Source organism: Pseudonocardia sp. ICBG1293 (genome assembly GCF_020131355.1).
GTDB lineage: Bacteria > Actinomycetota > Actinomycetes > Mycobacteriales > Pseudonocardiaceae > Pseudonocardia.
Window position 1 is genome coordinate 222,537 of record NZ_JAHLEL010000008.1, and the last position, 24,907, is coordinate 247,443.

Annotated in this window: 26 protein-coding genes, 1 tRNA gene and 1 pseudogene; 6 read left to right on the top strand and 22 right to left on the bottom strand. The window is 68.0% G+C overall.

Annotation, left to right across the window (positions count from 1 at the left end):
• Window positions 1-12: 12 nt before the first annotated feature.
• Complete coding sequence (dcd, locus tag KPF47_RS05925) at window positions 13-597, bottom strand: dCTP deaminase (protein ID WP_224387521.1); 585 nt, start codon at window positions 595-597, stop codon at window positions 13-15.
• A 26-nt stretch (window positions 598-623) separates the two neighbouring features.
• A complete protein-coding gene (locus KPF47_RS05930) occupies window positions 624-1,805 on the bottom strand; it encodes a UDP-N-acetylglucosamine 2-epimerase (protein WP_224387522.1) in 1,182 nt (393 codons plus the stop codon).
• Window positions 1,806-1,968: 163 nt separating this feature from the next.
• Here KPF47_RS05930 and KPF47_RS05935 point away from each other — a divergent pair.
• Window positions 1,969-2,042: transfer RNA gene (locus tag KPF47_RS05935), tRNA-Gly, on the top strand.
• Here KPF47_RS05935 and KPF47_RS05940 read toward each other — a convergent pair.
• From KPF47_RS05940 to KPF47_RS05950, 3 genes are all read right to left on the bottom strand, one after another.
• Window positions 2,031-3,053: a site-specific integrase gene (locus KPF47_RS05940; RefSeq protein ID WP_224387523.1), complete on the bottom strand. Its 1,023-nt coding sequence runs from the start codon at window positions 3,051-3,053 to the stop codon at window positions 2,031-2,033. The genes KPF47_RS05935 and KPF47_RS05940 overlap by 12 nt on opposite strands.
• A 64-nt stretch (window positions 3,054-3,117) precedes the next feature.
• Window positions 3,118-3,960 carry an IS5 family transposase gene (locus KPF47_RS05945; RefSeq protein ID WP_224386276.1) on the bottom strand — a complete coding sequence of 281 codons (843 nt, stop codon included), beginning with the start codon at window positions 3,958-3,960 and terminating at the stop codon, window positions 3,118-3,120.
• Window positions 3,961-4,016: 56 nt separating this feature from the next.
• Window positions 4,017-4,859 (bottom strand): IS5 family transposase, encoded by an 843-nt coding sequence (locus KPF47_RS05950; protein ID WP_224386276.1) that lies wholly within the window; start codon window positions 4,857-4,859, stop codon window positions 4,017-4,019.
• A 264-nt stretch (window positions 4,860-5,123) separates the two neighbouring features.
• Between KPF47_RS05950 and KPF47_RS05955 the strand changes: the two genes are divergently transcribed.
• A complete protein-coding gene (locus KPF47_RS05955; RefSeq protein ID WP_224386178.1) occupies window positions 5,124-5,717 on the top strand; it encodes a plasmid pRiA4b ORF-3 family protein in 594 nt (197 codons plus the stop codon).
• Between the two features lie 31 nt (window positions 5,718-5,748).
• On the opposite strand, the gene KPF47_RS05960 is transcribed toward KPF47_RS05955, so the two are convergent.
• From KPF47_RS05960 to KPF47_RS05995, 8 genes are all read right to left on the bottom strand, one after another.
• Window positions 5,749-6,594: an IS5 family transposase gene (locus KPF47_RS05960; protein WP_224386179.1), complete on the bottom strand. Its 846-nt coding sequence runs from the start codon at window positions 6,592-6,594 to the stop codon at window positions 5,749-5,751.
• A 95-nt stretch (window positions 6,595-6,689) separates the two neighbouring features.
• Window positions 6,690-7,532, bottom strand: coding sequence for an IS5 family transposase (locus tag KPF47_RS05965; protein WP_224386276.1), 843 nt, complete (start codon window positions 7,530-7,532; stop codon window positions 6,690-6,692).
• 125 nt (window positions 7,533-7,657) lie between these two features.
• A complete protein-coding gene (locus KPF47_RS05970) occupies window positions 7,658-7,906 on the bottom strand; it encodes a hypothetical protein (protein WP_224387524.1) in 249 nt (82 codons plus the stop codon).
• A 93-nt stretch (window positions 7,907-7,999) separates the two neighbouring features.
• A complete protein-coding gene (locus tag KPF47_RS05975; RefSeq protein ID WP_224387525.1) occupies window positions 8,000-8,215 on the bottom strand; it encodes a helix-turn-helix domain-containing protein in 216 nt (71 codons plus the stop codon).
• A gap of 12 nt (window positions 8,216-8,227) precedes the next feature.
• Window positions 8,228-9,934: a replication initiator gene (locus KPF47_RS05980; RefSeq protein WP_374108800.1), complete on the bottom strand. Its 1,707-nt coding sequence runs from the start codon at window positions 9,932-9,934 to the stop codon at window positions 8,228-8,230.
• Entirely contained in the window at window positions 9,931-11,532 is a 1,602-nt protein-coding gene (locus KPF47_RS05985) for an FtsK/SpoIIIE domain-containing protein (RefSeq protein WP_224387526.1), read from the bottom strand. The genes KPF47_RS05980 and KPF47_RS05985 overlap by 4 nt, the downstream gene beginning before the upstream one ends.
• A gap of 190 nt (window positions 11,533-11,722) precedes the next feature.
• Window positions 11,723-12,058 carry a WhiB family transcriptional regulator gene (locus tag KPF47_RS05990; RefSeq protein WP_224387527.1) on the bottom strand — a complete coding sequence of 112 codons (336 nt, stop codon included), beginning with the start codon at window positions 12,056-12,058 and terminating at the stop codon, window positions 11,723-11,725.
• A gap of 114 nt (window positions 12,059-12,172) precedes the next feature.
• Window positions 12,173-12,403, bottom strand: a complete 231-nt coding sequence (locus KPF47_RS05995) for a hypothetical protein (protein WP_224387528.1) — start codon at window positions 12,401-12,403, stop codon at window positions 12,173-12,175.
• A gap of 96 nt (window positions 12,404-12,499) precedes the next feature.
• Between KPF47_RS05995 and KPF47_RS06000 the strand changes: the two genes are divergently transcribed.
• Complete coding sequence (locus KPF47_RS06000; protein WP_224387494.1) at window positions 12,500-13,339, top strand: IS5 family transposase; 840 nt, start codon at window positions 12,500-12,502, stop codon at window positions 13,337-13,339.
• A gap of 31 nt (window positions 13,340-13,370) precedes the next feature.
• Here KPF47_RS06000 and KPF47_RS06005 read toward each other — a convergent pair whose 3' ends face one another.
• Together KPF47_RS06005 and KPF47_RS06010 are read right to left on the bottom strand one after the other, a co-directional pair.
• A complete protein-coding gene (locus tag KPF47_RS06005; RefSeq protein WP_224386178.1) occupies window positions 13,371-13,964 on the bottom strand; it encodes a plasmid pRiA4b ORF-3 family protein in 594 nt (197 codons plus the stop codon).
• A 91-nt stretch (window positions 13,965-14,055) separates the two neighbouring features.
• Window positions 14,056-14,898: an IS5 family transposase gene (locus KPF47_RS06010; RefSeq protein ID WP_224386276.1), complete on the bottom strand. Its 843-nt coding sequence runs from the start codon at window positions 14,896-14,898 to the stop codon at window positions 14,056-14,058.
• Window positions 14,899-15,078: 180 nt separating this feature from the next.
• Between KPF47_RS06010 and KPF47_RS06015 the strand changes: the two are divergent.
• A pseudogene (locus KPF47_RS06015) lies at window positions 15,079-15,671 on the top strand (plasmid pRiA4b ORF-3 family protein).
• 31 nt (window positions 15,672-15,702) lie between these two features.
• On the opposite strand, the gene KPF47_RS06020 reads toward KPF47_RS06015, so the two are convergent.
• The 5 genes from KPF47_RS06020 to KPF47_RS06040 all read right to left on the bottom strand — a co-directional run bounded on the left by KPF47_RS06020 (window position 15,703) and on the right by KPF47_RS06040 (window position 20,609).
• Complete coding sequence (locus KPF47_RS06020) at window positions 15,703-16,542, bottom strand: IS5 family transposase (RefSeq protein WP_224386569.1); 840 nt, start codon at window positions 16,540-16,542, stop codon at window positions 15,703-15,705.
• Between the two features lie 196 nt (window positions 16,543-16,738).
• Entirely contained in the window at window positions 16,739-17,962 is a 1,224-nt protein-coding gene (locus KPF47_RS06025; protein ID WP_374108801.1) for an IS701 family transposase, read from the bottom strand.
• A 178-nt stretch (window positions 17,963-18,140) separates the two neighbouring features.
• The gene (locus tag KPF47_RS06030; protein WP_224387529.1) at window positions 18,141-19,499 is read right to left on the bottom strand and encodes an FtsK/SpoIIIE domain-containing protein; all 1,359 of its coding nucleotides are present in this window, start codon (window positions 19,497-19,499) and stop codon (window positions 18,141-18,143) included.
• A gap of 196 nt (window positions 19,500-19,695) precedes the next feature.
• A complete protein-coding gene (locus tag KPF47_RS06035; protein WP_224387530.1) occupies window positions 19,696-20,049 on the bottom strand; it encodes a WhiB family transcriptional regulator in 354 nt (117 codons plus the stop codon).
• A 137-nt stretch (window positions 20,050-20,186) separates the two neighbouring features.
• The gene (locus KPF47_RS06040) at window positions 20,187-20,609 is read right to left on the bottom strand and encodes a plasmid replication, integration and excision activator (protein WP_224387531.1); all 423 of its coding nucleotides are present in this window, start codon (window positions 20,607-20,609) and stop codon (window positions 20,187-20,189) included.
• 114 nt (window positions 20,610-20,723) lie between these two features.
• On the opposite strand from KPF47_RS06040, the gene KPF47_RS06045 reads away from it, so the two are divergent.
• On the top strand, window positions 20,724-21,065 hold the full coding sequence (locus KPF47_RS06045) for a GntR family transcriptional regulator (RefSeq protein WP_224387532.1): 342 nt from the start codon (window positions 20,724-20,726) through the stop codon (window positions 21,063-21,065).
• 141 nt (window positions 21,066-21,206) lie between these two features.
• Here KPF47_RS06045 and KPF47_RS06050 read toward each other — a convergent pair whose 3' ends face one another.
• The gene (locus KPF47_RS06050) at window positions 21,207-22,271 is read right to left on the bottom strand and encodes an IS630 family transposase (RefSeq protein ID WP_255658826.1); all 1,065 of its coding nucleotides are present in this window, start codon (window positions 22,269-22,271) and stop codon (window positions 21,207-21,209) included.
• A gap of 357 nt (window positions 22,272-22,628) precedes the next feature.
• Here KPF47_RS06050 and KPF47_RS06055 point away from each other — a divergent pair, with 357 nt between their 5' ends.
• Window positions 22,629-23,567 (top strand): hypothetical protein, encoded by a 939-nt coding sequence (locus tag KPF47_RS06055; RefSeq protein ID WP_224387533.1) that lies wholly within the window; start codon window positions 22,629-22,631, stop codon window positions 23,565-23,567.
• A gap of 915 nt (window positions 23,568-24,482) precedes the next feature.
• Here the strand turns inward: KPF47_RS06055 and KPF47_RS06060 are convergent.
• Window positions 24,483-24,857: a hypothetical protein gene (locus tag KPF47_RS06060; RefSeq protein WP_224387534.1), complete on the bottom strand. Its 375-nt coding sequence runs from the start codon at window positions 24,855-24,857 to the stop codon at window positions 24,483-24,485.
• Window positions 24,858-24,907: the final 50 nt, after the last annotated feature.

Here is a 24,907-nt window from a genome sequence, read left to right on the forward strand (position 1 = left end):
GGGGCGACGAGCTCAGTCCCGCCGGGTGTCGGTGCGGTGGAAGTTGCGGAACGCGCGCGACGGCGTCGGACCCCGCTGGCCCTGGTAGCGCGACCCGACACCCTCGGTGCCGTAGGGCCGCTCGGCCGGGCTGGACAGCCGGAACAGGCACAGCTGGCCGATCTTCATCCCCGGCCACAGCGTGATCGGCAGGTTCGCCACGTTGGACAGCTCGAGGGTGATGTGACCGGTGAAGCCCGGGTCGATGAACCCGGCGGTGGAGTGGGTGAGCAGGCCCAGGCGCCCGAGCGAGCTCTTGCCCTCCAACCGTCCGGCCAGGTCGTCGGGCAGCCCGACCCGCTCGAACGTCGACCCCAGCACGAACTCGCCGGGATGCAGCACGAACGACTCGCCGTCCGGTGTCTCCACCGGCGTCGTCAACTCGTCCTGCTGCTGGGCGGGGTCGATGTGGGTGTAGCGGGAGTTCTGGAAGACGCGGAAGAACCGGTCCAGCCGGACGTCGACACTGGACGGCTGGAGCATCTCGACGTCCCACGGGTCGAGAACGAGCCGGCCGGACTCGATGTCCCTGCGCAGGTCACCGTCGGAGAGCAACACGCCGACACCCTATCCAGGGCCGGCGGTCACGCCTCCGTGGACTCCTCGGAGTCCGAGTCCACCTCGCCGGGGCTGTGCCGGCCGCCGCCCACGAGGTCGTCGGGCAGCTGGGGAGAGCGGGTCAGCCCGAACATCCAGGCGATCGCCTGCTCGGCGCGGGCGGCCTCGAAACCGTCCGACGCCGCCGCGCGGCGACCGTGGTCGCCGTCGAGCACCTGGGCGACGGCGCCGGCCGCGTCGTGCGCGGCGATGCTGCGGATCGAGTCCCCGGGCTGCGGCACGTTCGGCCCGTCGACCAGGACCGCCAGGGTGCCGAGGCCGGGAGCGTCGACGACGAGCTCGTGGTCGTCGCTGACCAGGACGGTCGCCGCGGCGAGCACGGCCAGCCGGTCGGGCAACGCGGGCTCGGGCACGACCGTCACCCGGGGGTGGGCGCCGAGCGACTGCGCCGTCTCCGCGGCCGCGAGGGCGCCGAGGAGCACGATCTCGATCCGCGGGTACCGCTCGAGCAGATCCGCGACCCCGCGCAGCACCGGCGACGACGACGCCCGCGCCAGGTCGACGACGATCAGCCTGCGCTGCGCGTCGTGCACCCGCTCCAGCGCACCGACGCAACCCTGGTGCTGCGGCCCCGGCAACGAGTTGATCGTGTCGCCGATGGTCAGCACGTTCGGACCGAGCGGGCTGCCCAGCGCGGAACCGCTGGTGGTGAGGAACAGCGAGGCGAGCTGACCGATGACCCGCCGGTGGGCCTCCTGCGGGAACGGGCACAGCAGGTCGTCGGTGCCCATTCCGGCCTGCATGTGCACGATCGGGATCCGGCGCCAGAACGCGACCGTCGCCGCGACCTGCGCCGCCAGCCCGCCGCCGTGGACCAGCACCGCGGACGGGTCCTGGTCCACGAGCAGCTGGTCGAGCCGGGTGAACAACGCCGCGGCGACGTCGGCCATGCCGGGCCCGGTGTCGAGCGGCAGCAGGATCGTGATGTCGGTGGGGACGCCGAGCGCCTCGAACGCCTCGTGGACGGCCATCGGGTCCGGCCCGGTGGCGACGGTGATCCCGCGGATGCGGTCCGCCGCCGCGACGGCCCCGGCGACCGGGGCGAGCCGCGCGACCTCCGGACAGCTACCGGCGATGAGCAGGACGTCGTGCTCGTGGCCCGGCGGGAACCCGGCCGCGTCGCCCGACATCGGGTCGAACACCGTCATTGCAGTCGCCTTCCGGTCGAGGTCTGACCGATGGTGACGAGTGTGCGCGGGGCGGACCGCCCGGTCGAGATACACGCGCCCGGTGGTCGGTTCGTGCGACGACCGGGCGGGAGAGGTCCGTGACAGGTACGCGGACCGTGGTGCTAGGGTGATCTCACGTCGTGCGGATGTAGTTCAATGGTAGAACATCAGCTTCCCAAGCTGAATACGCGGGTTCGATTCCCGTCATCCGCTCCACACACGAAGGCCCAGGTCAGAGAGTGTCCACGCTGGACCTGGGCCTTCATCGTATTCAGACCCACTTGGCCCTTGGGCCATTGGCGGGCCATTCAGCCGACCGGAACCCGGCTGCCTGGGGGGGCCGTCCTCGTCGTCTTCCTGGTCGTCGCTGTCGATCTCTCGGCCCTCGACGAGCGCACTCAACCGATCCGCGATCCGCTGGTCCGCCTCACTCGTGGCCCGCTGGTAGATCAGGGCCGCGCGCATGTCGTCATGGCCCATCCGCGCCATGAGGTCCCTGGTGCTGGCGCCGGTCTGCGCGGCGAAGAGGTTGCCGGTGTGTCGCAGATCGTGGAAGTGCAGCCCGGGGGCGCCGAGCTTCCGGACCGTCTCGGGCCACTTCGTCAGGTTGTTGAAATGTGCCCGCCGCAGCGCCCCACCCTTCGGACCGGTGAAAACCAGCGCATCCGAAACCGGCCCGACGTAGATCATCAGGTGCTTGACGATCTCAGGCCGGATGACCGGCGGCACAGAGATGGTGCGGACACCGGCCCTTGACTTGGGCGGGCCGACGACGATCCCTCGGCCCACGACCTCCGTGTGCGCGACGGTGACCCGAATCCAACTGCCGTCCGGTGCAATGTCACCGCGCCGGAGAGTGGACACCTCGCCCCAACGCAGGGTGGCGAAGGCCGTCACCAGGATCATCGCGCGGAGTCGACGGTGTCGCATGGCGTCGGCGAGCTTGAAGACCTGCGGAACGGTGAGCACCGGGCGTTCGGCCGGATTCTCCCGGTCAGCGCCGCGGACCCTGCAGGGGTTGCGAGAGATGACCCCGTCTTCCTGGACCGCTGTGTTCAGGACCGCCCGGAGCAGCCGGTACGATTTGGCTGCGACCGACTGTGAGACGCCCGCAGCCAGGAGATCGGAGCGCCACTCCCGAACCAGCGACGTACTGAGGTCGCCGATCATCACCTCGCCGAGGCGCGGAACGACGTGCTTCGTGAGCAGCCACCGGTAGAGTTCCACCGTTCGCGGACGCAGTGACGGCCGCTCGGTGATCCACTTAGAGGTCGCGCGGATTGGTTGGTGATCATGGACGTCGTGCAGGTCGGGCGTTCCAGCGGTGTGTGGTCCAGGCCTGCCGAATCAAGCTACGGAGTGTGACGATCGTGTCGGCGAGGTCGAAGAACGCGTCGACGACGATTTCTCGTCGTTCGTAGCAGCGCTGCAGCCGGTTGAAGCTGTTGTGCCAAGCGTTGGTCCGCTCGACGTGCCAGCGGCGGGTGGCCTGGATCGGCGCTTTCTCACCCTTGTGCGCGATCTCGCCGTGCAGGCCTCGTTCGGCCAGCGTGTCGCGGGTCTTGCCGGAGTCATAGCCGGCGTCGAGGTGCACGGTGATGTCGTCGGGCAGCGGGCCGAGAGCATCGAGGCGGTCGAGGGTGGGGCCCAGTAGCGGGGAGTCGTGCCGGTTGGCTCCGGCCAGGACTCGGCCCAGCGGGATGCCGTATCCCTCGACGAGCACCGAACGTTTCATACCCTGTTTGCGCCGGTCCACCGGCGACGGACCGGCGACCTCGCCGCCGCCGGGGGCCTTGGTGATGGCGCCATCGACGGCGATGTCGTGCAGCAGCAGACCGACGATGCGGTCGTAGGCGTCCAGGACGATCCGACGCAGCTGGGCGAAGACCCCGAGCCTGATCCACTCGTCACGACGATCGCGGATGGTGGTCGCCGAGCAGGTGCTGTCAGCGATGCCCTCATACGAGCAGCCGAACCGCAGTACCTGCAGGAGCTTGTCGAACACGATCCGATCCGCGATCCGGCGGCGATGGCAGCCCAGCGGATGGGTGGGATCGAACTCGTCTCGATGAGGCAGCAGCGCGGTGAACTGGTCCCACAACGGCTCGGTCAGCCATGATGGCAGGGTGGGCACGCGGCCTCCAGACGATCACGAAGCGTAGATAAGAGGTCGCGCGGATTGGTTGGTGATCATGGACGTCGTGCAGGTCGGGCGTTCCAGCGGTGTGTGGTCCAGGCCTGCCGAATCAAGCTACGGAGTGTGACGATCGTGTCGGCGAGGTCGAAGAACGCGTCGACGACGATTTCTCGTCGTTCGTAGCAGCGCTGCAGCCGGTTGAAGCTGTTGTGCCAAGCGTTGGTCCGCTCGACGTGCCAGCGGCGGGTGGCCTGGATCGGCGCTTTCTCACCCTTGTGCGCGATCTCGCCGTGCAGGCCTCGTTCGGCCAGCGTGTCGCGGGTCTTGCCGGAGTCATAGCCGGCGTCGAGGTGCACGGTGATGTCGTCGGGCAGCGGGCCGAGAGCATCGAGGCGGTCGAGGGTGGGGCCCAGTAGCGGGGAGTCGTGCCGGTTGGCTCCGGCCAGGACTCGGCCCAGCGGGATGCCGTATCCCTCGACGAGCACCGAACGTTTCATACCCTGTTTGCGCCGGTCCACCGGCGACGGACCGGCGACCTCGCCGCCGCCGGGGGCCTTGGTGATGGCGCCATCGACGGCGATGTCGTGCAGCAGCAGACCGACGATGCGGTCGTAGGCGTCCAGGACGATCCGACGCAGCTGGGCGAAGACCCCGAGCCTGATCCACTCGTCACGACGATCGCGGATGGTGGTCGCCGAGCAGGTGCTGTCAGCGATGCCCTCATACGAGCAGCCGAACCGCAGTACCTGCAGGAGCTTGTCGAACACGATCCGATCCGCGATCCGGCGGCGATGGCAGCCCAGCGGATGGGTGGGATCGAACTCGTCTCGATGAGGCAGCAGCGCGGTGAACTGGTCCCACAACGGCTCGGTCAGCCATGATGGCAGGGTGGGCACGCGGCCTCCAGACGATCACGAAGCGTAGATAACTTCATGATCGGCAGGCCCGTACCCGCCCTCGCCCCCAGACACTCGACCGCGGCCAAGCTGTGACCAATCCGCGCGACCTCTAACTTCATGATCGGCAGGCCCGTACCCGCCCTCGCCCCCAGACACTCGACCGCGGCCAAGCTGTGACCAATCCGCGCGACCTCTTAGACGTCGTTTCAGAAGTGGTGGGCCCGGTTCTGCCGGTGACGGCGGGGCTGGCAGCATCGGCTGATGGTCGCGCCTCGTGTGTCTGAGAAGACGAAGATTTTCGAGTTGGAGATCGTCCTGACCGAGGTGGTGCCGGCGGTCCGGCGTCGGGTGCAGGTGCCGGGCGAGGTCGACTTGGCGGTGTTGCACGAGGTGGTGCAGTCAGTGATGGGCTGGACGAACTCTCATCTGCACGAGTTCGAGATCGTCGGGCGCCGCTACGGGATCCCAGACCCGGACTGGCCCGGACAGGATGTCGCCGACGAGACGAAAGAGAAGCTGTTTCGGCTGGTCAAGGCTGGTGACCGGTTCGGTTACGTCTACGACTTCGGTGACAACTGGGCCCACGAGATCACCGTCGAGGCGGTCGCGGCCGTCGAGCCGGGAGTGTGCTATCCGCGATGCGTCGCCGGGCAGGGGGCGTGCCCGCCCGAGGACGTCGGCGGGATCGGGGGGTATGAGGACTTCCAGGCCGTGCTCGCCGACCCTGACCATCCCGACCGCGCCGAGCGCCTGGAGTGGGCGGGCGGGCCGTTCGACCCGCACCGCTTCGACCCTGACGAGGCCGACCGGGCCTTGGAGTGGCTGGCCTGGCGGCCGCTGGCCCCGACCTCGTAGGCGAGTGCCTCAGCGAGGGCTGGGTCGACCATCACTTCGGCTTCGGCTTCGGCTTGGTGAGGCGGCGGTGGCAGATCAGGGCGCAGGCCAGCGATAACAGCGCGGTGATCGTGGATTCGGCGCGGTCGTAGCGCAGCGCGAGGCGGCGGAAGTCCAGCAGCCAGGACATGGTGCGCTCGACGACCCAGCGGACCCGCCCGAGCCGGGTGGAGTCCTCGATCCCGCGCCGGGCGATCCGCACCCCGATCCCACGCCCACTCAGGTAGCGGCGGCAGCGGGGATAGTCGTAGCCCTTGTCGGCGTGCACCTTGTCCGGCCGACGTCGCGGACGCCCCGGCTGTCCCGCCCGTTCGCGGACGCCGGGGTTGGTGTCCAGCAGCGGGGCGAGCATCCGACTGTCGTGGGTGTTCGCCCCGGTGACCAGCGCATGCAGCGGGAGCCCGCCTCGGTCGCAGAGCACGTGGTACTTGCTGCCCGCCTTCCCGCGATCGGTCGGCGAGGGCCCGGTGGCCTCGCCGCGGCGCTTGGCCCGCACGCTCACGCTGTCCACCGCCGCCCGCGACCAGTCCAGCAGGCCCTGCTGGGCGAGGCGGTCGAGCATCACCCGGTGCAGCTGGGCCCAGACCCCGGCCTGCTGCCACTGCCGTAGCCGCCGCCAGCAGGTCACTCCGGACCCACAGCCGAGCTCGGCGGGCAGCGCGTTCCAGCTGATCCCGGTCTTGAGCACGAACACGATCCCGGCCAGAGCGGCCCGATCCGGCACCCGCGGACGGCCTGTCCGTCCCCGCTTGTGCTTGCGCGGCTTGGGCAGCAGCGGCTCCACCAGCGCCCACAGCTCGTCGCTCACCAATCGCTCGACACAAGATCGCCGCGCCACGACCGGACATGATCAGCTACCAGCGCCGATCCACACAGGACCGACACGCCGACTTCTGAAACGACCTCTTAGAGGTCGCGCGGATTGGTTGGTGATCATGGACGTCGTGCAGGTCGGGCGTTCCAGCGGTGTGTGGTCCAGGCCTGCCGAATCAAGCTACGGAGTGTGACGATCGTGTCGGCGAGGTCGAAGAACGCGTCGACGACGATTTCTCGTCGTTCGTAGCAGCGCTGCAGCCGGTTGAAGCTGTTGTGCCAAGCGTTGGTCCGCTCGACGTGCCAGCGGCGGGTGGCCTGGATCGGCGCTTTCTCACCCTTGTGCGCGATCTCGCCGTGCAGGCCTCGTTCGGCCAGCGTGTCGCGGGTCTTGCCGGAGTCATAGCCGGCGTCGAGGTGCACGGTGATGTCGTCGGGCAGCGGGCCGAGAGCATCGAGGCGGTCGAGGGTGGGGCCCAGTAGCGGGGAGTCGTGCCGGTTGGCTCCGGCCAGGACTCGGCCCAGCGGGATGCCGTATCCCTCGACGAGCACCGAACGTTTCATACCCTGTTTGCGCCGGTCCACCGGCGACGGACCGGCGACCTCGCCGCCGCCGGGGGCCTTGGTGATGGCGCCATCGACGGCGATGTCGTGCAGCAGCAGACCGACGATGCGGTCGTAGGCGTCCAGGACGATCCGACGCAACTGGGCGAAGACCCCGAGCCTGATCCACTCGTCACGACGATCGCGGATGGTGGTCGCCGAGCAGGTGCTGTCAGCGATGCCCTCATACGAGCAGCCGAACCGCAGTACCTGCAGGAGCTTGTCGAACACGATCCGATCCGCGATCCGGCGGCGATGGCAGCCCAGCGGATGGGTGGGATCGAACTCGTCTCGATGAGGCAGCAGCGCGGTGAACTGGTCCCACAACGGCTCGGTCAGCCATGATGGCAGGGTGGGCACGCGGCCTCCAGACGATCACGAAGCGTAGATAACTTCATGATCGGCAGGCCCGTACCCGCCCTCGCCCCCAGACACTCGACCGCGGCCAAGCTGTGACCAATCCGCGCGACCTCTTAGAGGTCGTTTCAGAACGACTTGTCGAGTTTCCATTGACCCCTCGACGACAGATCAAACGGCAGGTCAGATAGCCGCTTGTCGTCTACAACAGACACGTCGACCTCGTTCTGAAATGACCTCTTATCCGCATAGGTGCCCAGCGGAATCGCCGCGCGCAGCGGGTCCGTCCACTCACCGCGTACCATCTGCGACTCGACCACGACCAGCCACTGCTCGGCGTCCCTCCTGCTCGGGAACGTCCGAGGAGCTGACCGCATCCGACCGTCCGGACCGTGGAAACGAGCCTGCCACCGCCCCGACGAGCGTTCACGGACGTTGCCGAAACGTCGGCGACCAGACTTGCCCGCCACCTACGCAACCCCGCCCAGGTTGCGCCGGATGCTGGCCACGGTGATCGCCTCAACCCGTCCGGCCCGCACGAAGTGCTCCAGGTCGACGACCGCAATCCGGACGTGGCTGCCGACCTTGTGGAAGGCGATACGTCGCTCGGCGACGAGGCGCCGGACGAACCGGACCGAGGTGTTCAGGTACTCCGCCGCCTCGACGACGGTCAGGTATCCGCTCACAGCCGGGGCTCCTCACGCTGCCTGGTCGGTAGTTGCCGAACGTTCGCCGTCGAGTGGTGAATTACCAGTTGCCATCAACGCCGCGTCGTAGTCGGCGCGCCATCGTTGGCGTTGATGGATCGCGTGTAGCAGTAGCACGGGGCGGGGTGGGACGTCGTTGTCGCCGGGGCGGACGGGTTCCCAGTCGAAGGGGCCGTCATCGACCGGGTAGGCGGGTGTCACTCCGGCGTGGTCGAGGAGTTGTCGAACGAACGCGCTCCGGTCGGCGCGGTGATCGGAGAGGGACTTGTTGGACCATTTACGCGACACGAGGACGCGGCGTCCGGCGATGCCGAGGTGTTCGGGCTTGTGCGCTTTGCCGGTGCAGTGACCGGGTGTCATCTCCGGGCGGGCGCCCTTCGGCTGAATGCCGTAGAGCAGCCAGATCGGGCAGCGCGGCGAACACGGTGTGATCGCCAGTTCGGCGGTGAGGCGGCGGGCGTGCTCGCGCTGGCGGGCGGTGGCCGACTCGTCGAGTCCAGCGGCGTGGCCGACGGACTTGGTCAAATATTTGGTCAGGTAGCCGATATGGCGTCCGGCTTCTTCGGTGCCGCCGAGGATGCCTTTGACGTGGACCTGGGGGCCGAAGACCACGGTGTGGGCAGGGGTGGTCAGGGCCTCGGGGTCGGTGGCCTCGTCCCAGGTGGGCAGGGGCTCGCGTGTCTGCGGGTCGACGAAGGCTTTGCGGTGGTGGTCCCAGCGGGGGAGCTGGTCCCCGCTGTAGACGAGTTCGTCGTGGGGCGGCCACCAGACCTGGTGGTAGGTGGCGGCGGTGATCGCGCGCAGCTCCGTGCGGGGGATGGTGCCGCGGATCGCGGCGTGGAAGTGCGGCGCACCCCGTTTCTGCGGCTCGACGGTCCCGAAGTACTGCACGTCCCAACCCACACAGCGCCGCGTGTTCTGCCAGAACCGATCCAGCAACTTCGGGAAGTGGATCGCATCCCGGGCAGCGCGGCGGTAGTCGTAGGTATCGGGGTCGAGGGCGGCGCCGTTGCCGTCGACACGCCCGTAGCTGTCGAGCGTGAGGGTGAGGAATGTGGAGGGCCGGTACTTGCCGCCGAACACCCGCCCGATCGTGCGGTCTTCGACTGGGCGGCGGGGAAGATTGGGGGCGTCTTGGCGACGGCGGGTGGTCCGGCGGACAGTCTGGGGTCGCGGGTCGAGCGGTGCCAACCGTCCCCGGACACCGAGGGCACGGAGTTCGGTGTCGATGTCCTCGACGATCTCGCGGATCTCGTCACACTCGGCCTGGTCGTTCTCGGACAGGGCGGCGGTGTAGGCGGTGTGGAAGTCCGCGCGGGCGGCCATCAACTCTTTCTGCGCGACGGTGGGGTCAGCGGGAGCAACGCTCGGTTCGTTCTCCAGGTGCCAGCCTTCGCGGCACTGGGTCATCCGCAATCGTCGGGCCTTGTCTGAGCACGGGCGGCACTGATCTTCCCGGGTCGACCCGCACGGGACGGGGACGACGTCGACCCGGCCGCTGCACTGGTCGATGCGCCGCATGGCCAGAGGGCGGACACACACCCCGTGGTCCTCGGCGAGCTGGACCGCGACGTCATCGGACAGGGCGAGCATCGCCTTCTGCGCCCGGGTGAGTGTGTCCTGATCGACCGGCTCCCGCACCGTCACGCTGTCGGTCACGGTGTCGGCGCTGTCGGTGTGAGTGTCGGTGGTGGTCATGCGGCATCCCCGATCTCGCGGTGGTTGACGGTCGGGTCGGGGAGGGCCAGGACCGGCGCCACCCCGGTGGTCGGGGAAGTGCGGGTGACGGTGTGGGTGACGAAGGCTTCCAGGTCTTTGACTGCGCCGTCAGACACCCACCCGGCCCGGATACGGAGGGGTTCGCGGATGCCGTCGCCGAACAGGTAACCGACCCCTGCCTCGTCTTCGCCGATCCGGTTCGCCCACGCACCCCGGTCGTAGGCGTGATCACCGAGGACCATCGACACATGAGACTTCGACACCACGCGCAGGCAGACCCGGCGGGGGAACAGCTCCCGCACCGGCACGGTGTCCTTCGTCGGCTCCTGCACATAGCCGCGCACGGTGTAGCCCAACGCCCGACCCTGGGTGGTCAACAGGGCGACGCGGTCGGTGATCGCCTCGCGGGTCTTGCGGTCCCCGCCGTAACGCAGCAGCGCACCGATCTCGTCGAACTCCACGATCTCCAACGGAGTCTCGGCCGTGACCGGAACGAGGCGGGTCGCCCCAGCATGAGCGCGCTTGCGGGCCTCCATCCCCTCGATGAGGTCATCGAGGAGGGCGAGGGCGTCCTTGGAGGTGACGGCGTAGCGGTGGAACACTCCGCGCCCGTAGGCCAGCTCCATGCCCTTGGGGTCGATCCCGTTGACCCGGACCAGACCGTCACGGATCGCCGGGGCCACCGACACCAGCGGCGCCCACATCAACGAGCCTTTCCCCGCACCGGTCGCCCCCGCAGCTAGGGTGTGTCCGCCGATCAACGACTGGTGCCAGTCGGTGCCGTACTCGGTACGACCCGACCACACCCGCGACAGATCAATCGCCGACCCGTCCAGGTCGGACAGGGTGTCCAGGCCTGGGGCGCGGACGATCCCGGCCAGCAGGTTGCGGCGCTGGAAATCGATCGACACCACATTCGGGGACAACTCCCGGACCTGGCACCGCCGCACTCCGCGTGCGACCGCGAGGGCGCGGGTGGCGGTGTCGAACTCTTCCGGGGTCTGCCCGGGCACCAGCCGGAGGCGGACCTCGTCCCACGACGGCCCCGACCGCACCCCCAGAATCCGGGGAAGCTGATCAGCCACCGGCCGTGACCGCGACACCGTTGGGATACGGCGCAACGGATTCACCGCCATGACCGTCGTCCCCACCCGGTCGGGGACTGTCAGGTTGCAGGAGCGCAGCCAGCGCGGCATCCGAGGCGCATACAGCGCCCAGCGCAGCCACCACCCCCGAAGACGACGCCCGGCGTGACGATCGAACGACAGCATCGATGTCCACCGCCACACTCCCAACACGGCGGCGACCGTCGCGATGGTGATCACGAGTGAGGGCCACCCGAGCAGCGAGCACCACACCACAGCGACCGCAGCGGTGATCGTGGTGCGCCAATGCCTGACCACCCACACCACGAGGATCACCGTGGCCTTGCCCGCCAGCCAGACGGTGACGAACACGATCGCGATCGTCGCCGCGCCTTCGGCGATGCGGCCGAGGAACTGCCCCAGCCAATGCAGACCGGCGAGCACCAGCACCGTCGCCAGACCGGCAACAACGAGAGACCCTGTCGTGCTCATCACCGGTCTCCGCGCTGTTCCGGGGAACGACGCGGCCCTACGACGACGGGTACGGGAACCAACACGAGCTGCCCACGATGATCACCACACCGCCGCACGCCCTCACCAGAGGTCTCGCTCAGCGGGATCAGGCACACCTCGCACCACACCGTGTCCTCCCCGGTAACGACACCGGTGGTCGTGTCGGGGCTCATGCCGCCCACCCCGACACCTGCGACGCCGGAGCCGCAGCCCGGCGGGCAGCGCGATACAGGCGGTACCGCTCCACCGGAGTCGTCGCGCCGACCACCCCGAATCGGCGTACCGGGTCCTCGACGACCAGAGCCTCCGCGAGACACTCCCGGCGGACCCGGCAACCAGCGCACACCCGCAGGGCAGGCTCAGCGGCCTCCGGACGAGTGCCAGCAGGGAAGAACAACTCGGTGTCCATCCCGCGGCACGCCGCCGTCTCGCGCCACCGGTGATCTTCAGTAGCCGCAGCGAGCCGGAGCCGCGCAGCAGGGGATAGAGAAATCTCGGTGTTCATCTATGCTCGGTGTCCTTCCGAGTCGATCGAGTGCCTGACAGGGCCACAACACAAGGCGAGGAAGACCGGTGGGGGAACCCGGAGCCAACGGGCTCCCCCACCAAACACAGCCGGTCAGGCAGCGTCCTGGTTCTTGCTCGCATGCCCACGCTGCGGACCCGGCGCGCGCATCCCCGCCGCGCGAAAGCTGTAGGCCACACGCGGACGGCCCCCCGTCTCCTGCACGTACGGGGTCACCGTGAGCTCGTCGAACTCCACCGGACGAAACGGCAACCCCGCAGCGATCTTCACCACCACCGTCTTCTCCGACCGCCGCGCCTCCGGGTCAGCGTCCAGCACCGACACCGACCACACCGGCAACCCCGACTCCTTAGAGGTCGTTTCAGAAGTCGGCGTGTCGGTCCTGTGTGGATCGGCGCTGGTAGCTGATCATGTCCGGTCGTGGCGCGGCGATCTTGTGTCGAGCGATTGGTGAGCGACGAGCTGTGGGCGCTGGTGGAGCCGCTGCTGCCCAAGCCGCGCAAGCACAAGCGGGGACGGACAGGCCGTCCGCGGGTGCCGGATCGGGCCGCTCTGGCCGGGATCGTGTTCGTGCTCAAGACCGGGATCAGCTGGAACGCGCTGCCCGCCGAGCTCGGCTGTGGGTCCGGAGTGACCTGCTGGCGGCGGCTACGGCAGTGGCAGCAGGCCGGGGTCTGGGCCCAGCTGCACCGGGTGATGCTCGACCGCCTCGCCCAGCAGGGCCTGCTGGACTGGTCGCGGGCGGCGGTGGACAGCGTGAGCGTGCGGGCCAAGCGCCGCGGCGAGGCCACCGGGCCCTCGCCGACCGATCGCGGGAAGGCGGGCAGCAAGTACCACGTGCTCTGCGACCGAGGCGGGCTCCCGCTGCATGCGCTGGTCACCGGGGCGAACGCCCACGACAGTCGGATGCTCGCCCCGCTGCTGGACACCAACCCCGGCGTCCGCGAACGGGCGGGACAGCCGGGGCGTCCGCGACGTCGGCCGGACAAGGTGCACGCCGACAAGGGCTACGACTATCCCCGCTGCCGCCGCTACCTGAGTGGGCGTGGGATCGGGGTGCGGATCGCCCGGCGCGGGATCGAGGACTCCACCCGGCTCGGGCGGGTCCGCTGGGTCGTCGAGCGCACCATGTCCTGGCTGCTGGACTTCCGCCGCCTCGCGCTGCGCTACGACCGCGCCGAATCCACGATCACCGCGCTGTTATCGCTGGCCTGCGCCCTGATCTGCCACCGCCGCCTCACCAAGCCGAAGCCGAAGTGATGGTCGACCCAGCCCTCGCTGAGGCACTCGCCTACGAGGTCGGGGCCAGCGGCCGCCAGGCCAGCCACTCCAAGGCCCGGTCGGCCTCGTCAGGGTCGAAGCGGTGCGGGTCGAACGGCCCGCCCGCCCACTCCAGGCGCTCGGCGCGGTCGGGATGGTCAGGGTCGGCGAGCACGGCCTGGAAGTCCTCATACCCCCCGATCCCGCCGACGTCCTCGGGCGGGCACGCCCCCTGCCCGGCGACGCATCGCGGATAGCACACTCCCGGCTCGACGGCCGCGACCGCCTCGACGGTGATCTCGTGGGCCCAGTTGTCACCGAAGTCGTAGACGTAACCGAACCGGTCACCAGCCTTGACCAGCCGAAACAGCTTCTCTTTCGTCTCGTCGGCGACATCCTGTCCGGGCCAGTCCGGGTCTGGGATCCCGTAGCGGCGCCCGACGATCTCGAACTCGTGCAGATGAGAGTTCGTCCAGCCCATCACTGACTGCACCACCTCGTGTAACACCGCCAAGTCGACCTCGCCCGGCACCTGCACCCGACGCCGGACCGCCGGCACCACCTCGGTCAGGACGATCTCCAACTCGAAAATCTTCGTCTTCTCAGACACACGAGGCGCGACCATCAGCCGATGCTGCCAGCCCCGCCGTCACCGGCAGAACCGGGCCCACCACTTCTGAAACGACGTCTTAGAGGTCGCGCGGATTGGTTGGTGATCATGGACGTCGTGCAGGTCGGGCGTTCCAGCGGTGTGTGGTCCAGGCCTGCCGAATCAAGCTACGGAGTGTGACGATCGTGTCGGCGAGGTCGAAGAACGCGTCGACGACGATTTCTCGTCGTTCGTAGCAGCGCTGCAGCCGGTTGAAGCTGTTGTGCCAAGCGTTGGTCCGCTCGACGTGCCAGCGGCGGGTGGCCTGGATCGGCGCTTTCTCACCCTTGTGCGCGATCTCGCCGTGCAGGCCTCGTTCGGCCAGCGTGTCGCGGGTCTTGCCGGAGTCATAGCCGGCGTCGAGGTGCACGGTGATGTCGTCGGGCAGCGGGCCGAGAGCATCGAGGCGGTCGAGGGTGGGGCCCAGTAGCGGGGAGTCGTGCCGGTTGGCTCCGGCCAGGACTCGGCCCAGCGGGATGCCGTATCCCTCGACGAGCACCGAACGTTTCATACCCTGTTTGCGCCGGTCCACCGGCGACGGACCGGCGACCTCGCCGCCGCCGGGGGCCTTGGTGATGGCGCCATCGACGGCGATGTCGTGCAGCAGCAGACCGACGATGCGGTCGTAGGCGTCCAGGACGATCCGACGCAGCTGGGCGAAGACCCCGAGCCTGATCCACTCGTCACGACGATCGCGGATGGTGGTCGCCGAGCAGGTGCTGTCAGCGATGCCCTCATACGAGCAGCCGAACCGCAGTACCTGCAGGAGCTTGTCGAACACGATCCGATCCGCGATCCGGCGGCGATGGCAGCCCAGCGGATGGGTGGGATCGAACTCGTCTCGATGAGGCAGCAGCGCGGTGAACTGGTCCCACAACGGCTCGGTCAGCCATGATGGCAGGGTGGGCACGCGGCCTCCAGACGATCACGAAGCGTAGATAACTTCATGATCGGCAGGCCCGTACCCGCCCTCGCCCCCAGACACTCGACCGCGGCCAAGCTGTGACCAATCCGCGCGACCTCTAAGACGTCGTTTCAGAAGTGGTGGGCCCGGTTCTGCCGGTGACGGCGGGGCTGGCAGCATCGGCTGATGGTCGCGCCTCGTGTGTCTGAGAAGACGAAGATTTTCGAGTTGGAGATCGTCCTGACCGAGGTGGTGCCGGCGGTCCGGCGTCGGGTGCAGGTGCCGGGCGAGGTCGACTTGGCGGTGTTGCACGAGGTGGTGCAGTCAGTGATGGGCTGGACGAACTCTCATCTGCACGAGTTCGAGATCGTCGGGCGCCGCTACGGGATCCCAGACCCGGACTGGCCCGGACAGGATGTCGCCGACGAGACGAAAGAGAAGCTGTTTCGGCTGGTCAAGGCTGGTGACCGGTTCGGTTACGTCTACGACTTCGGTGACAACTGGGCCCACGAGATCACCGTCGAGGCGGTCGCGGCCGTCGAGCCGGGAGTGTGCTATCCGCGATGCGTCGCCGGGCAGGGGGCGTGCCCGCCCGAGGACGTCGGCGGGATCGGGGGTATGAGGACTTCCAGGCCGTGCTCGCCGACCCTGACCATCCCGACCGCGCCGAGCGCCTGGAGTGGGCGGGCGGGCCGTTCGACCCGCACCGCTTCGACCCTGACGAGGCCGACCGGGCCTTGGAGTGGCTGGCCTGGCGGCCGCTGGCCCCGACCTCGTAGGCGAGTGCCTCAGCGAGGGCTGGGTCGACCATCACTTCGGCTTCGGCTTGGTGAGGCGGCGGTGGCAGATCAGGGCGCAGGCCAGCGATAACAGCGCGGTGATCGTGGATTCGGCGCGGTCGTAGCGCAGCGCGAGGCGGCGGAAGTCCAGCAGCCAGGACATGGTGCGCTCGACGACCCAGCGGACCCGCCCGAGCCGGGTGGAGTCCTCGATCCCGCGCCGGGCGATCCGCACCCCGATCCCACGCCCACTCAGGTAGCGGCGGCAGCGGGGATAGTCGTAGCCCTTGTCGGCGTGCACCTTGTCCGGCCGACGTCGCGGACGCCCCGGCTGTCCCGCCCGTTCGCGGACGCCGGGGTTGGTGTCCAGCAGCGGGGCGAGCATCCGACTGTCGTGGGTGTTCGCCCCGGTGACCAGCGCATGCAGCGGGAGCCCGCCTCGGTCGCAGAGCACGTGGTACTTGCTGCCCGCCTTCCCGCGATCGGTCGGCGAGGGCCCGGTGGCCTCGCCGCGGCGCTTGGCCCGCACGCTCACGCTGTCCACCGCCGCCCGCGACCAGTCCAGCAGGCCCTGCTGGGCGAGGCGGTCGAGCATCACCCGGTGCAGCTGGGCCCAGACCCCGGCCTGCTGCCACTGCCGTAGCCGCCGCCAGCAGGTCACTCCGGACCCACAGCCGAGCTCGGCGGGCAGCGCGTTCCAGCTGATCCCGGTCTTGAGCACGAACACGATCCCGGCCAGAGCGGCCCGATCCGGCACCCGCGGACGGCCTGTCCGTCCCCGCTTGTGCTTGCGCGGCTTGGGCAGCAGCGGCTCCACCAGCGCCCACAGCTCGTCGCTCACCAATCGCTCGACACAAGATCGCCGCGCCACGACCGGACATGATCAGCTACCAGCGCCGATCCACACAGGACCGACACGCCGACTTCTGAAACGACCTCTAATACTCCAGCCGCACTTCGTTAGCTGAGCTGTCTTCGTCGTCGATAGTGGCTTTCGCGGGCTCGGTGTTGGTGGCGACGTCGCCAGGTCGACCAGGCCCAGCACGGCGCCTGGGTGGGAATGTGGATCAGAGGTGCCAGGAGACGTCGGATCTCGGCGAGGGTGAGCGGGATGAGCCCGTGATCAGGTCTTTTGGGGCGATCGCCGCGGTGACCGAGAGGTAGGCGTGGGCGAGAATAGCCAGGGTGACGTGGCGGTACCAGGCGTCGTAACGCCGCACTTGATAGTGGTCGAGCCCGACCTCGTTCTTCGCGGTCTGGAAGCACTCCTCGATCGCCCACCGCGTGCCGGCGACGCGGATGAGATCGTCGTCGGTGGTGCCGGGCGGGCCGGCGCACAGGTAGTAGGCCAGATCGGGCTCCTCGCCGGCGGAGAGCTGTGTGTCGGTGAGGATCTGACGTCGGACCAGTAGCCATCGGCCCCATCCGGCCGGGGCGTTCTCGGGCGGATACAGCGAGGCCACGGCCCAGTCGTAGAAGCGTTCTCCCTTCACACCCGGACCGGCTGAGCGGCGCTTCCACGCCCGTCCGGGAGCGCGGGCGACCAGGTCGTCGGCCCGTCGTGAGCCGCTGATCTGACAGATGTCGGCGTCCAGGGACAACGGGACGGACTGGCTGCGCGGAACCGCGACGACGTAGCCGATCCGGCGCTGCTCGCACCAGGTGCGGAACTTGTAGTCCTGCCCGTATGCCTCGTCCGCGGTCACCCATCCTGCGGGAACCCCGGCATCGAGGGCACGGCCGAGCATTTCCTTGGCCAGCGTGGCCTTGGTGGCGAACTCGATCTCCTCAGGCACCGCCGCGGCTCGGCAGCGTTCCCGATCACCGGTCCAGGACTTGGGCAGGTAGAGCTCGCGGTCGATCAACGTCCGGCCCTTGCTCGTGGCATAGGCACAGAAGACTCCGAGCTGGCAGTTCTCCACCCGCCCGGCAGTGCCCGAGTACTGGCGCTGCACCCCCGCCAACTTCGTCCCCTTCTTCAGGAACCCGGTCTCATCGACGATCAGCACCCCACCGGACTCGCCGAGGTGCTCGACGACGTAATCCCGCAGGTCATCACGGACACCGTCGACATCCCAGGTCGCGGAGTTGAGCAGCCGCTGCATCCCATCCGGAGTCGTGTCACCGGCGACCTCGGCCAGCGTCCACCCGTTCTTCCCCGCCAACGGCGCCAACAACCCCCGCACATACGCCCGCGCCCGACGCCGCGGTTCCGTCCGGAAGAACCGGCCCGCCACCAGCCCGAACAGCCCATCCAGGCCACCGGCCCACGCCTCGAGATCCTCCTCCACCTGCACAAGATCGAAGCTTAGCGCACATCAACATCACAAACTGCGGCTGGAGTACTAAGAGGTCGTTTCAGAACGACTTGTCGAGTTTCCATTGACCCCTCGACGACAGATCAAACGGCAGGTCAGATAGCCGCTTGTCGTCTACAACAGACACGTCGACCTCGTTCTGAAATGACCTCTAAGCCTGATCGCCGAGCACCATCGACACATGGCTCTTGGAGGCGACGCGCAGGCAGATCCGGCGGGGGAACAACTCCCGCACCGGGACGGTGTCCTTCGTCGGTTCCTGGACATAGCCGCGCACGGTGTAGCCCAGGGCGCGGCCCTGGGTGGTGAGCAGGGCGACGCGGTCGGTGATCGCCTCGCGGGTCTTGCGGTCCCCGCCGTAACGCAGCAGGGCACCGATCTCGTCGAACTCCACAATCTCCAACGGCGTCTCCGTGGTGATCGGGACCAGTCGGGTCGCCCCGGCGTGCTCGCGCTTGCGGGCCTCCATGCTCTCGACAAGATCATCGAGGAGGGCGAGGGCGTCGCGGGAGGTGACGGCGTAGCGGTGGAACACCGCTCGCCCGTAGGCCAACTCCATGCCTTTCGGGTCGATCCCGTTGACCCGGACCAGGCCGTCACGGATCGCCGGGGCCACCGACACCAGCGGCGCCCACATCAGCGACCCCTTGCCCGCGCCGGTGGCCCCCGCGGCCAGGGTGTGCCCGCCGATCAGCGACTGGTGCCAGTCGGTGCCGTACTCGGTACGACCCGACCACACCCGCGACAAGTCCACCGCCAACCCGTCCAGATCAGATACAGCGCCGAGACTCGGGGCGCGGACGACCCCGGACAGCAGGTTGCGGCGCTGGAAATCGATCGACACCACATTCGGTGCGAGTTCGCGGACCTGACAACGCTGCACCCCCCGTGCCACGGCCAGGGCACGGGTGGCGGTGTCGAAGGACTCCGGGGTTTGCCCCGGCACCAGCCGGACCCGGACCTCGTCCCACGACGGCCCCGAGCGCACCCCGAGGATCCGGGGAAGCTGATCGGCCACCGGCCGCGACCGGGACAGGGCCGGGGTACGACGCAACAGATTCACCGCCGCGATCGGTGCCCCCACCCGGTCGGGGACCGTGAGGTTGCAGGAGCGCAGCCAGCGGGGCATCCGAGGCGCATAGACCGTCCAGCGCAGCCACCAGGCACGAAGGCGCTGCCCGGCATAGCGATCGAACGACACCAGCGAGAACCATCGCCACACCGACAGCGCAAGGACCGTCGCAGCACCGGTGACCACCAAGGAGGGCCCACCGAGCAGCCAGCACCATCCGACGACACCGACCACCGTGGTCGTGGTGCGCCAGTGCCGGGCCACCCACACCGCGACAATCACCGCGGCCTTGCCCGCCAGCCACACCGCGACGAACACAACCGCGATCGTCGCCACGCCCTCGGCGATCCGACCGAAGAACTGCCCCAACCAACGCAGACCAGCCAGCGCTACCAGCGTCACCAGCCCGGCCAGGACCAGAGAACCCGACGTGCTCATCGACGGCCCCCGGCCTGGTCCGGGGAACGACGCGGACCCACGACGACCGGCACCGGGACCAACGCGAGCTGATCCCGATGATCACCACACCGACGCCCGCTCTCCCGGGGTACATCGCTCAACGGGGTCAGGCACACCTCGCACCACACCCCAGTGACGACACCGGTGGTCGTGTCAGTGCTCATGCTGTCGGGATTCATGCCGCAGCCCTACCCGGCAGGGAGGTGACAGCGGCTGCGGTGCGGCGGGCAGCGACACGAGCCGTGCGATGCAGACGGTGCCGCTCCGCTGGGGTCGTACCCCCGACAACACCGAAGCGGCGGGCCGGGTCCTCCACCAGCAACGCCTCCACCAGACATATCCCACGAACCCGGCAGCTGCGGCACACCTCCAACGCGGGCTCGGCAGCCTCCGGACGAGCGTCGGCGGGGAAGAACAGCTCGGTGTCCATCCCACGACACGCCGCGGCCGCAGCCCACCGGCGACGTTCAGCACCGGTCAGAGCCTGGAACACAGGTACAGGACGGACTGGAAAAATCTCGCCGTTCATCTAGAATCAGCGTCCTTCCACGTTGGTTTCAGGTTGATCAACTGCCTGGCAGGGCAGCAACACACAACACGGAAGCCCCCCCGTGGGGGAGCCCGCCACTAACGGGCTCCCCCAGACACGAGCCTTCGCAATCCAGATCAGGCAGCGTCCTGAGCCTTGGCGCCATGTACCCGCTGCGGGCCCGGGGCGCGCATCCCCGCCGCCCGAAAGCTGTAGGCCACACGGGGGCGACCACCGGTCTCCTGCACGTAGGGGGCCACAGTGAGCCCGTCGAACTCCACGGGTCGAAACGGCAACCCCGCAGCAGCCTCCGGCGGCACCGGCTGATGCGACGCAGCGATCTTCACCACCACCGTCTTCTCCGAACGACGGGCCTCCGGATCGGCGTCCAGCACCGACACCGACCACACCGGCAGACCAGACTCCTTGTCCACCTGCTGCACCGGACGCCCCGGCGACGACTTGTCGAAATCCCGCACCGCCTCCACCTCCGACACGATGAACGCCCCCTGCGGGAACACATCACCCATCGCCACCACGAACCTGTTGCTGCGTGCCATCAGGCACCTCCTTGATCATTGATTAAGATCAGAGTAGATCGACCTGTGTCAGTATTCAATCCTCCGCTCGAGTGACCTATGTCGGCCTAAGCTGGAGTACAGTAGCCTGGAGCTGTGGATCCCATCACGAGCCTCGCCGCCTACCAACAAGTCGCAGAGGCGATCAAGGCAGAGATCAGGTCCGGCCACCTTCGCCCCGGCCAGCGACTTCCGAGCAACCGAGCGCTCTCCAAGCAGTACGAAGTTGCTCTCGGCACTGCACAGAAAGCGCTGAAGATGCTCGAAGATGGCGACTGGGTCACCACCACACCCGCAGTGGGCGTCTTCGTGGCGGCCACACCCGGGCACGAAGATCCGTCTACCACTCAGGCTCTTGCAGGTCGCGTCGAGCAGATCCAGGACGCGCTCGAATCCTTGCGGGAACGAGTACGTCGCCTCGAACGAGGAGATCGATAAATGTCATGCAACAATCTTGCATGCACCATCAACTGCCACGGCAGTGTCACGCTGGGTGTCAAGCCGGTGACACGGTGATGAGCGGTCGTCACCAACGCATCACCTAGCACCACTTCCGAGACAGCGAGACAAAGGAGGTCACTAGTGTCGCGTAAACGATGTTCTTTGACCGGGTCGGCAGTGGTTGAGTAGGTGGTCTGCGGGTTTGGTCCAGATGAACGGGTGGCAGCGTTCGTTCCAGCCGTCGATGAACCGGCCGATCGCGCCGATCAGTTCTCTGACGCTGCCGAAGCTGCCACGGCGAATGGCCTGGCGGGTGATGACCCCGAAAAAGACCTCGACCATGTTCAGCCACGATCCCGAGGTCGGGGTGAAGTGCAGGGTGATCCGCGGGTTGCGGGCCAGCCAGGCCTTCACTGCGGGGTGCTTGTGGGTCGCGTAGTTGTCCACCACCAGGTGCAGCTTGCGCCGCGGGTAGGCCTTCGCGACCTGCTTGAGGAACCGCAGGAACTCCTGATGGCGATGCCGCGGCAGGCACGCCTGCTCGACCCGCCCGGTCGCGACCTCTAACGCCGCGAACAGCGTGGTGGTGCCGTGACGGACGTAGTCATGCGTCCGTTTCTCCGGGATACCGGGCATGATCGGCAGGATCGGCGCTGTCCGGTCCAGGGCCTGGACCTGGGATTTCTCGTCGACGCAGAGCACGACGGCCTTGTCCGGCGGGTTCAGATACAACCCGACGATGTCGCGGACCTTGGCTTCGAGCTCGGGATCGGTGGAGAACTTGAACGTCTCGGACTTCCACGGCTGCAGCCCCCACCGCCGCCAAATCTTGCCGATCCACACGTGGGAGATCCCGAGCTCGGCACCGAGCAGCCGTGACGACCAGTGCGTGACTCCGAGCCGCTCAGGCGGCGGTTCCAGCGTGGCGAGCACGACCGCGACCTCGTCGATCACCGGCGGCCGGCCCGCCTTGGGCCGGTCGGCCAGCCCGGCGATCCCCTCAGCGGCGTAACGCTTCTTCCACCCGATCACCGTCGCCTTCGACGCCCCGACCAGTGTGACGATGTCCTTGACCGCCACCCCGTCCGCGGCCAGCAACACGATCCTGCCCCGTCGGGCCAGTCCCGCCGAAACCGACGAGGAACGCAGCCAGGACTCCAACACCTCGCGGTCGGCGGCCGGAACGTCCACGGTCACAGTCAACGGCACAGCTCATGATCCCGTAAACCAGCCCGTGAGTAAAGTAACCTAGTTACCGCAACACTAGTGTCCAGCAACACTCCAGAGTGGGCGCGACGTATTCGCGCCCTTCGCGAGGCCCGTCAATGGTCGCAAGCTGAGGCTGCCGAGCAAATGCGGCGCCACGCCACTGCCCCTCTGCCCGGCCCCGATCACTTGCTACGGCGCTGGAAGGCGTGGGAGCGTGGAGAAAACCGTCCCAGCCCCCACTATACCCCTCTAATCTCCGCGACACTGCAAACCGTCTCCACCTCACTGTTTCGCGTCGAGGAAAACTCTGAATCGAACACTGCGATCATCAACGCAACCGGAATGGACACGATGGAGATCGTGTCGAGGCTCCAAGAGTCCTCAGTCAACGCTGCGACCATCAACGCCCTTAAAATAACAGTCGATCGCCTCTGCTCCGAGTATGCACACAGTCGACCCGGCGAGCTCCTCACGGAAGGTCGCCAATGGCTACGGCGCATCGTTGAAATGCAAGAGGGCCGACTCAGTTTCAGTCAGAGGCGCGAGACTCTAGAATTGGCCGGATGGCTCGCACTGCTCGTCGGCTGCCTTGAATACGACATGGGCGACAAGCGGGCAGCCGAGGCGACCCGCCGCGCAGCACTCCACCTCGGCCAGGAAGTCGAGAGCGCCGGAGTCTTGGGCTGGTCCCACGAGATGCGAGCCTGGTTCTCGCTCACCTCCGGGGACTACCGAGGAGTTGTCGCAGCAGCACGGTCTGGAGCTGAAGCAGCGGGCAATCATTCGGTCGTAGTCCAGCTCGCTGCTCAAGAAGCCAAAGCTTGGGCGCGCATGGGAGGCCGCAAGGAGATGGACACTGCGCTTGAGCGCGGGCGAGTGCTCCTGGAATCGCTGCCCTACCCGGAAAACATCAACAACCACTTCGTTGTAGACCCTCTGAAGTTTGACTTTTACGTCATGGATTGCTACCGGAAAGTCGGAGAGGATAGGCTCGCAAGCGCGCTCGCGGACGAGGTAATACATGGTGCTGTTGATTTCAACGGAGCCGAGCGAGCGCCGATGCGCATAGCGGAAGCCAAAGTGACTCTCGGGGTCGCAGCTGCACGGGCCGGCGACCTTGAAGGAGCCATTCTCCTCGGTCGCCAGGCTCTCAACGGCGAAAGGAAGTCGCTCCCCTCCCTCGCGATGGTCTCCCAAGACCTCGCTGGCGTCCTCGCAGATCGCTTCAGTAACGCCCCGGAGGCGGCTTCCTACCTCGACCAGCTCCAGGAGATAAAGCGTAACCCCTGAGCATATTTCAGGACAGAATCCCACGGTCCTCGGTCCCCGACTTCAGCTCCTGATGACACACCGCAACGTCGCAATTGAGCGCACCGTACGTAGCTTCTCGTCATGCGCAGCATTGCCGAATTTGCCTTTAGAAGATCAAGGCGCCGCCTCCGGCGGCGCGGGGGCGGCCACGCCGCCCCCGCCGCTCGCTCACTACACCTCCGGCCCGTTCGCGGCGGCGGGTTCGGCTACCCGACCCCAAACCGCCACGCAGGCGCCTGAACCCCCAGAAAGACACCCCGGCACACCTGCACCATGGACACCGCCGACGATGGCACTGCACCCAGCTCCACGCCGCACTGGTCGTCGCGCCGACGTCGATGCCGGACGGACCGTCGTCCGACTGCTCTGAGAGCCAGGCGTGCCACCCGGGATGCCTCCGGCGGCCGGGCTCCGCCCGGACCCAACACGGCTCGGAGATCAGGGGGAGTGCGGCAGGGCTGGTGATCTCCTCACAGCGCACCGAGACGGCAACCAGGTCGAGGGGGTGGGGTGCAAGGCTGGAACCCGTACCTTGCACCCCACCCCCTCGACCTGGCAGGGACAAGCCTGCGCCGCGAGGAGATCACCAGCAGGAGCCGACGTGGTACAGGAGAACCACCCCGTAGGGATCAGCAACGTAGCAACAAGCCAGCAACAAGCAGGGGTCAGCGACGGTCAATCCGGGGCACCGCTGACCGAACCGATCCCCAGGTCAGAGCTATATTTGGAATCGTTTCCGCCGCTTCCCAAGCTGAATACGCGGGTTCGATTCCCGTCATCCGCTCCAGACACGGAGGCCCAGGTCAGCGGCAGATTCACCGCCGAGCCTGGGCCTTCGTCGTGTCCGGGGAACGATCCCGTCCCCGTGCGAACGGACGACGCTCGATCATGGGGTCAGAGCGCGCGCGGCACGTCCCCGCGGGAGACCCACCAGGCCCCGATCCCGGCCGCGGTGAGCAGCGGGACGAGCACGAGCACCGCGGGACCGGCGAACACCGCGACCACGCCCAGGGTGACCGCCGTGGTCCCGGCACCGAGGCCGCTGGCCACGGCCAGCGCCGTCGCCCGCTCGCCGACCGGCTCCCCGGCCACCCAGGACAGGGTGCGGGCCACACCGGCGACGAACAGCGCGAGCACGATCCCGGCGACCACCGCGGCCGGCGGCAGCGCGGCACCCGCCGCGAGCACGACCGGGATCGCGAGCGCGGTCAGGACGGCGGACAGCAGGGCATGCAGGGATCGCCGCAGCGGCGGGACGGGGGGTGTCACGTCTCCCTATTGTGCAGGGTCTGACCTGCGGTTTCGATGTAACCTGCGCG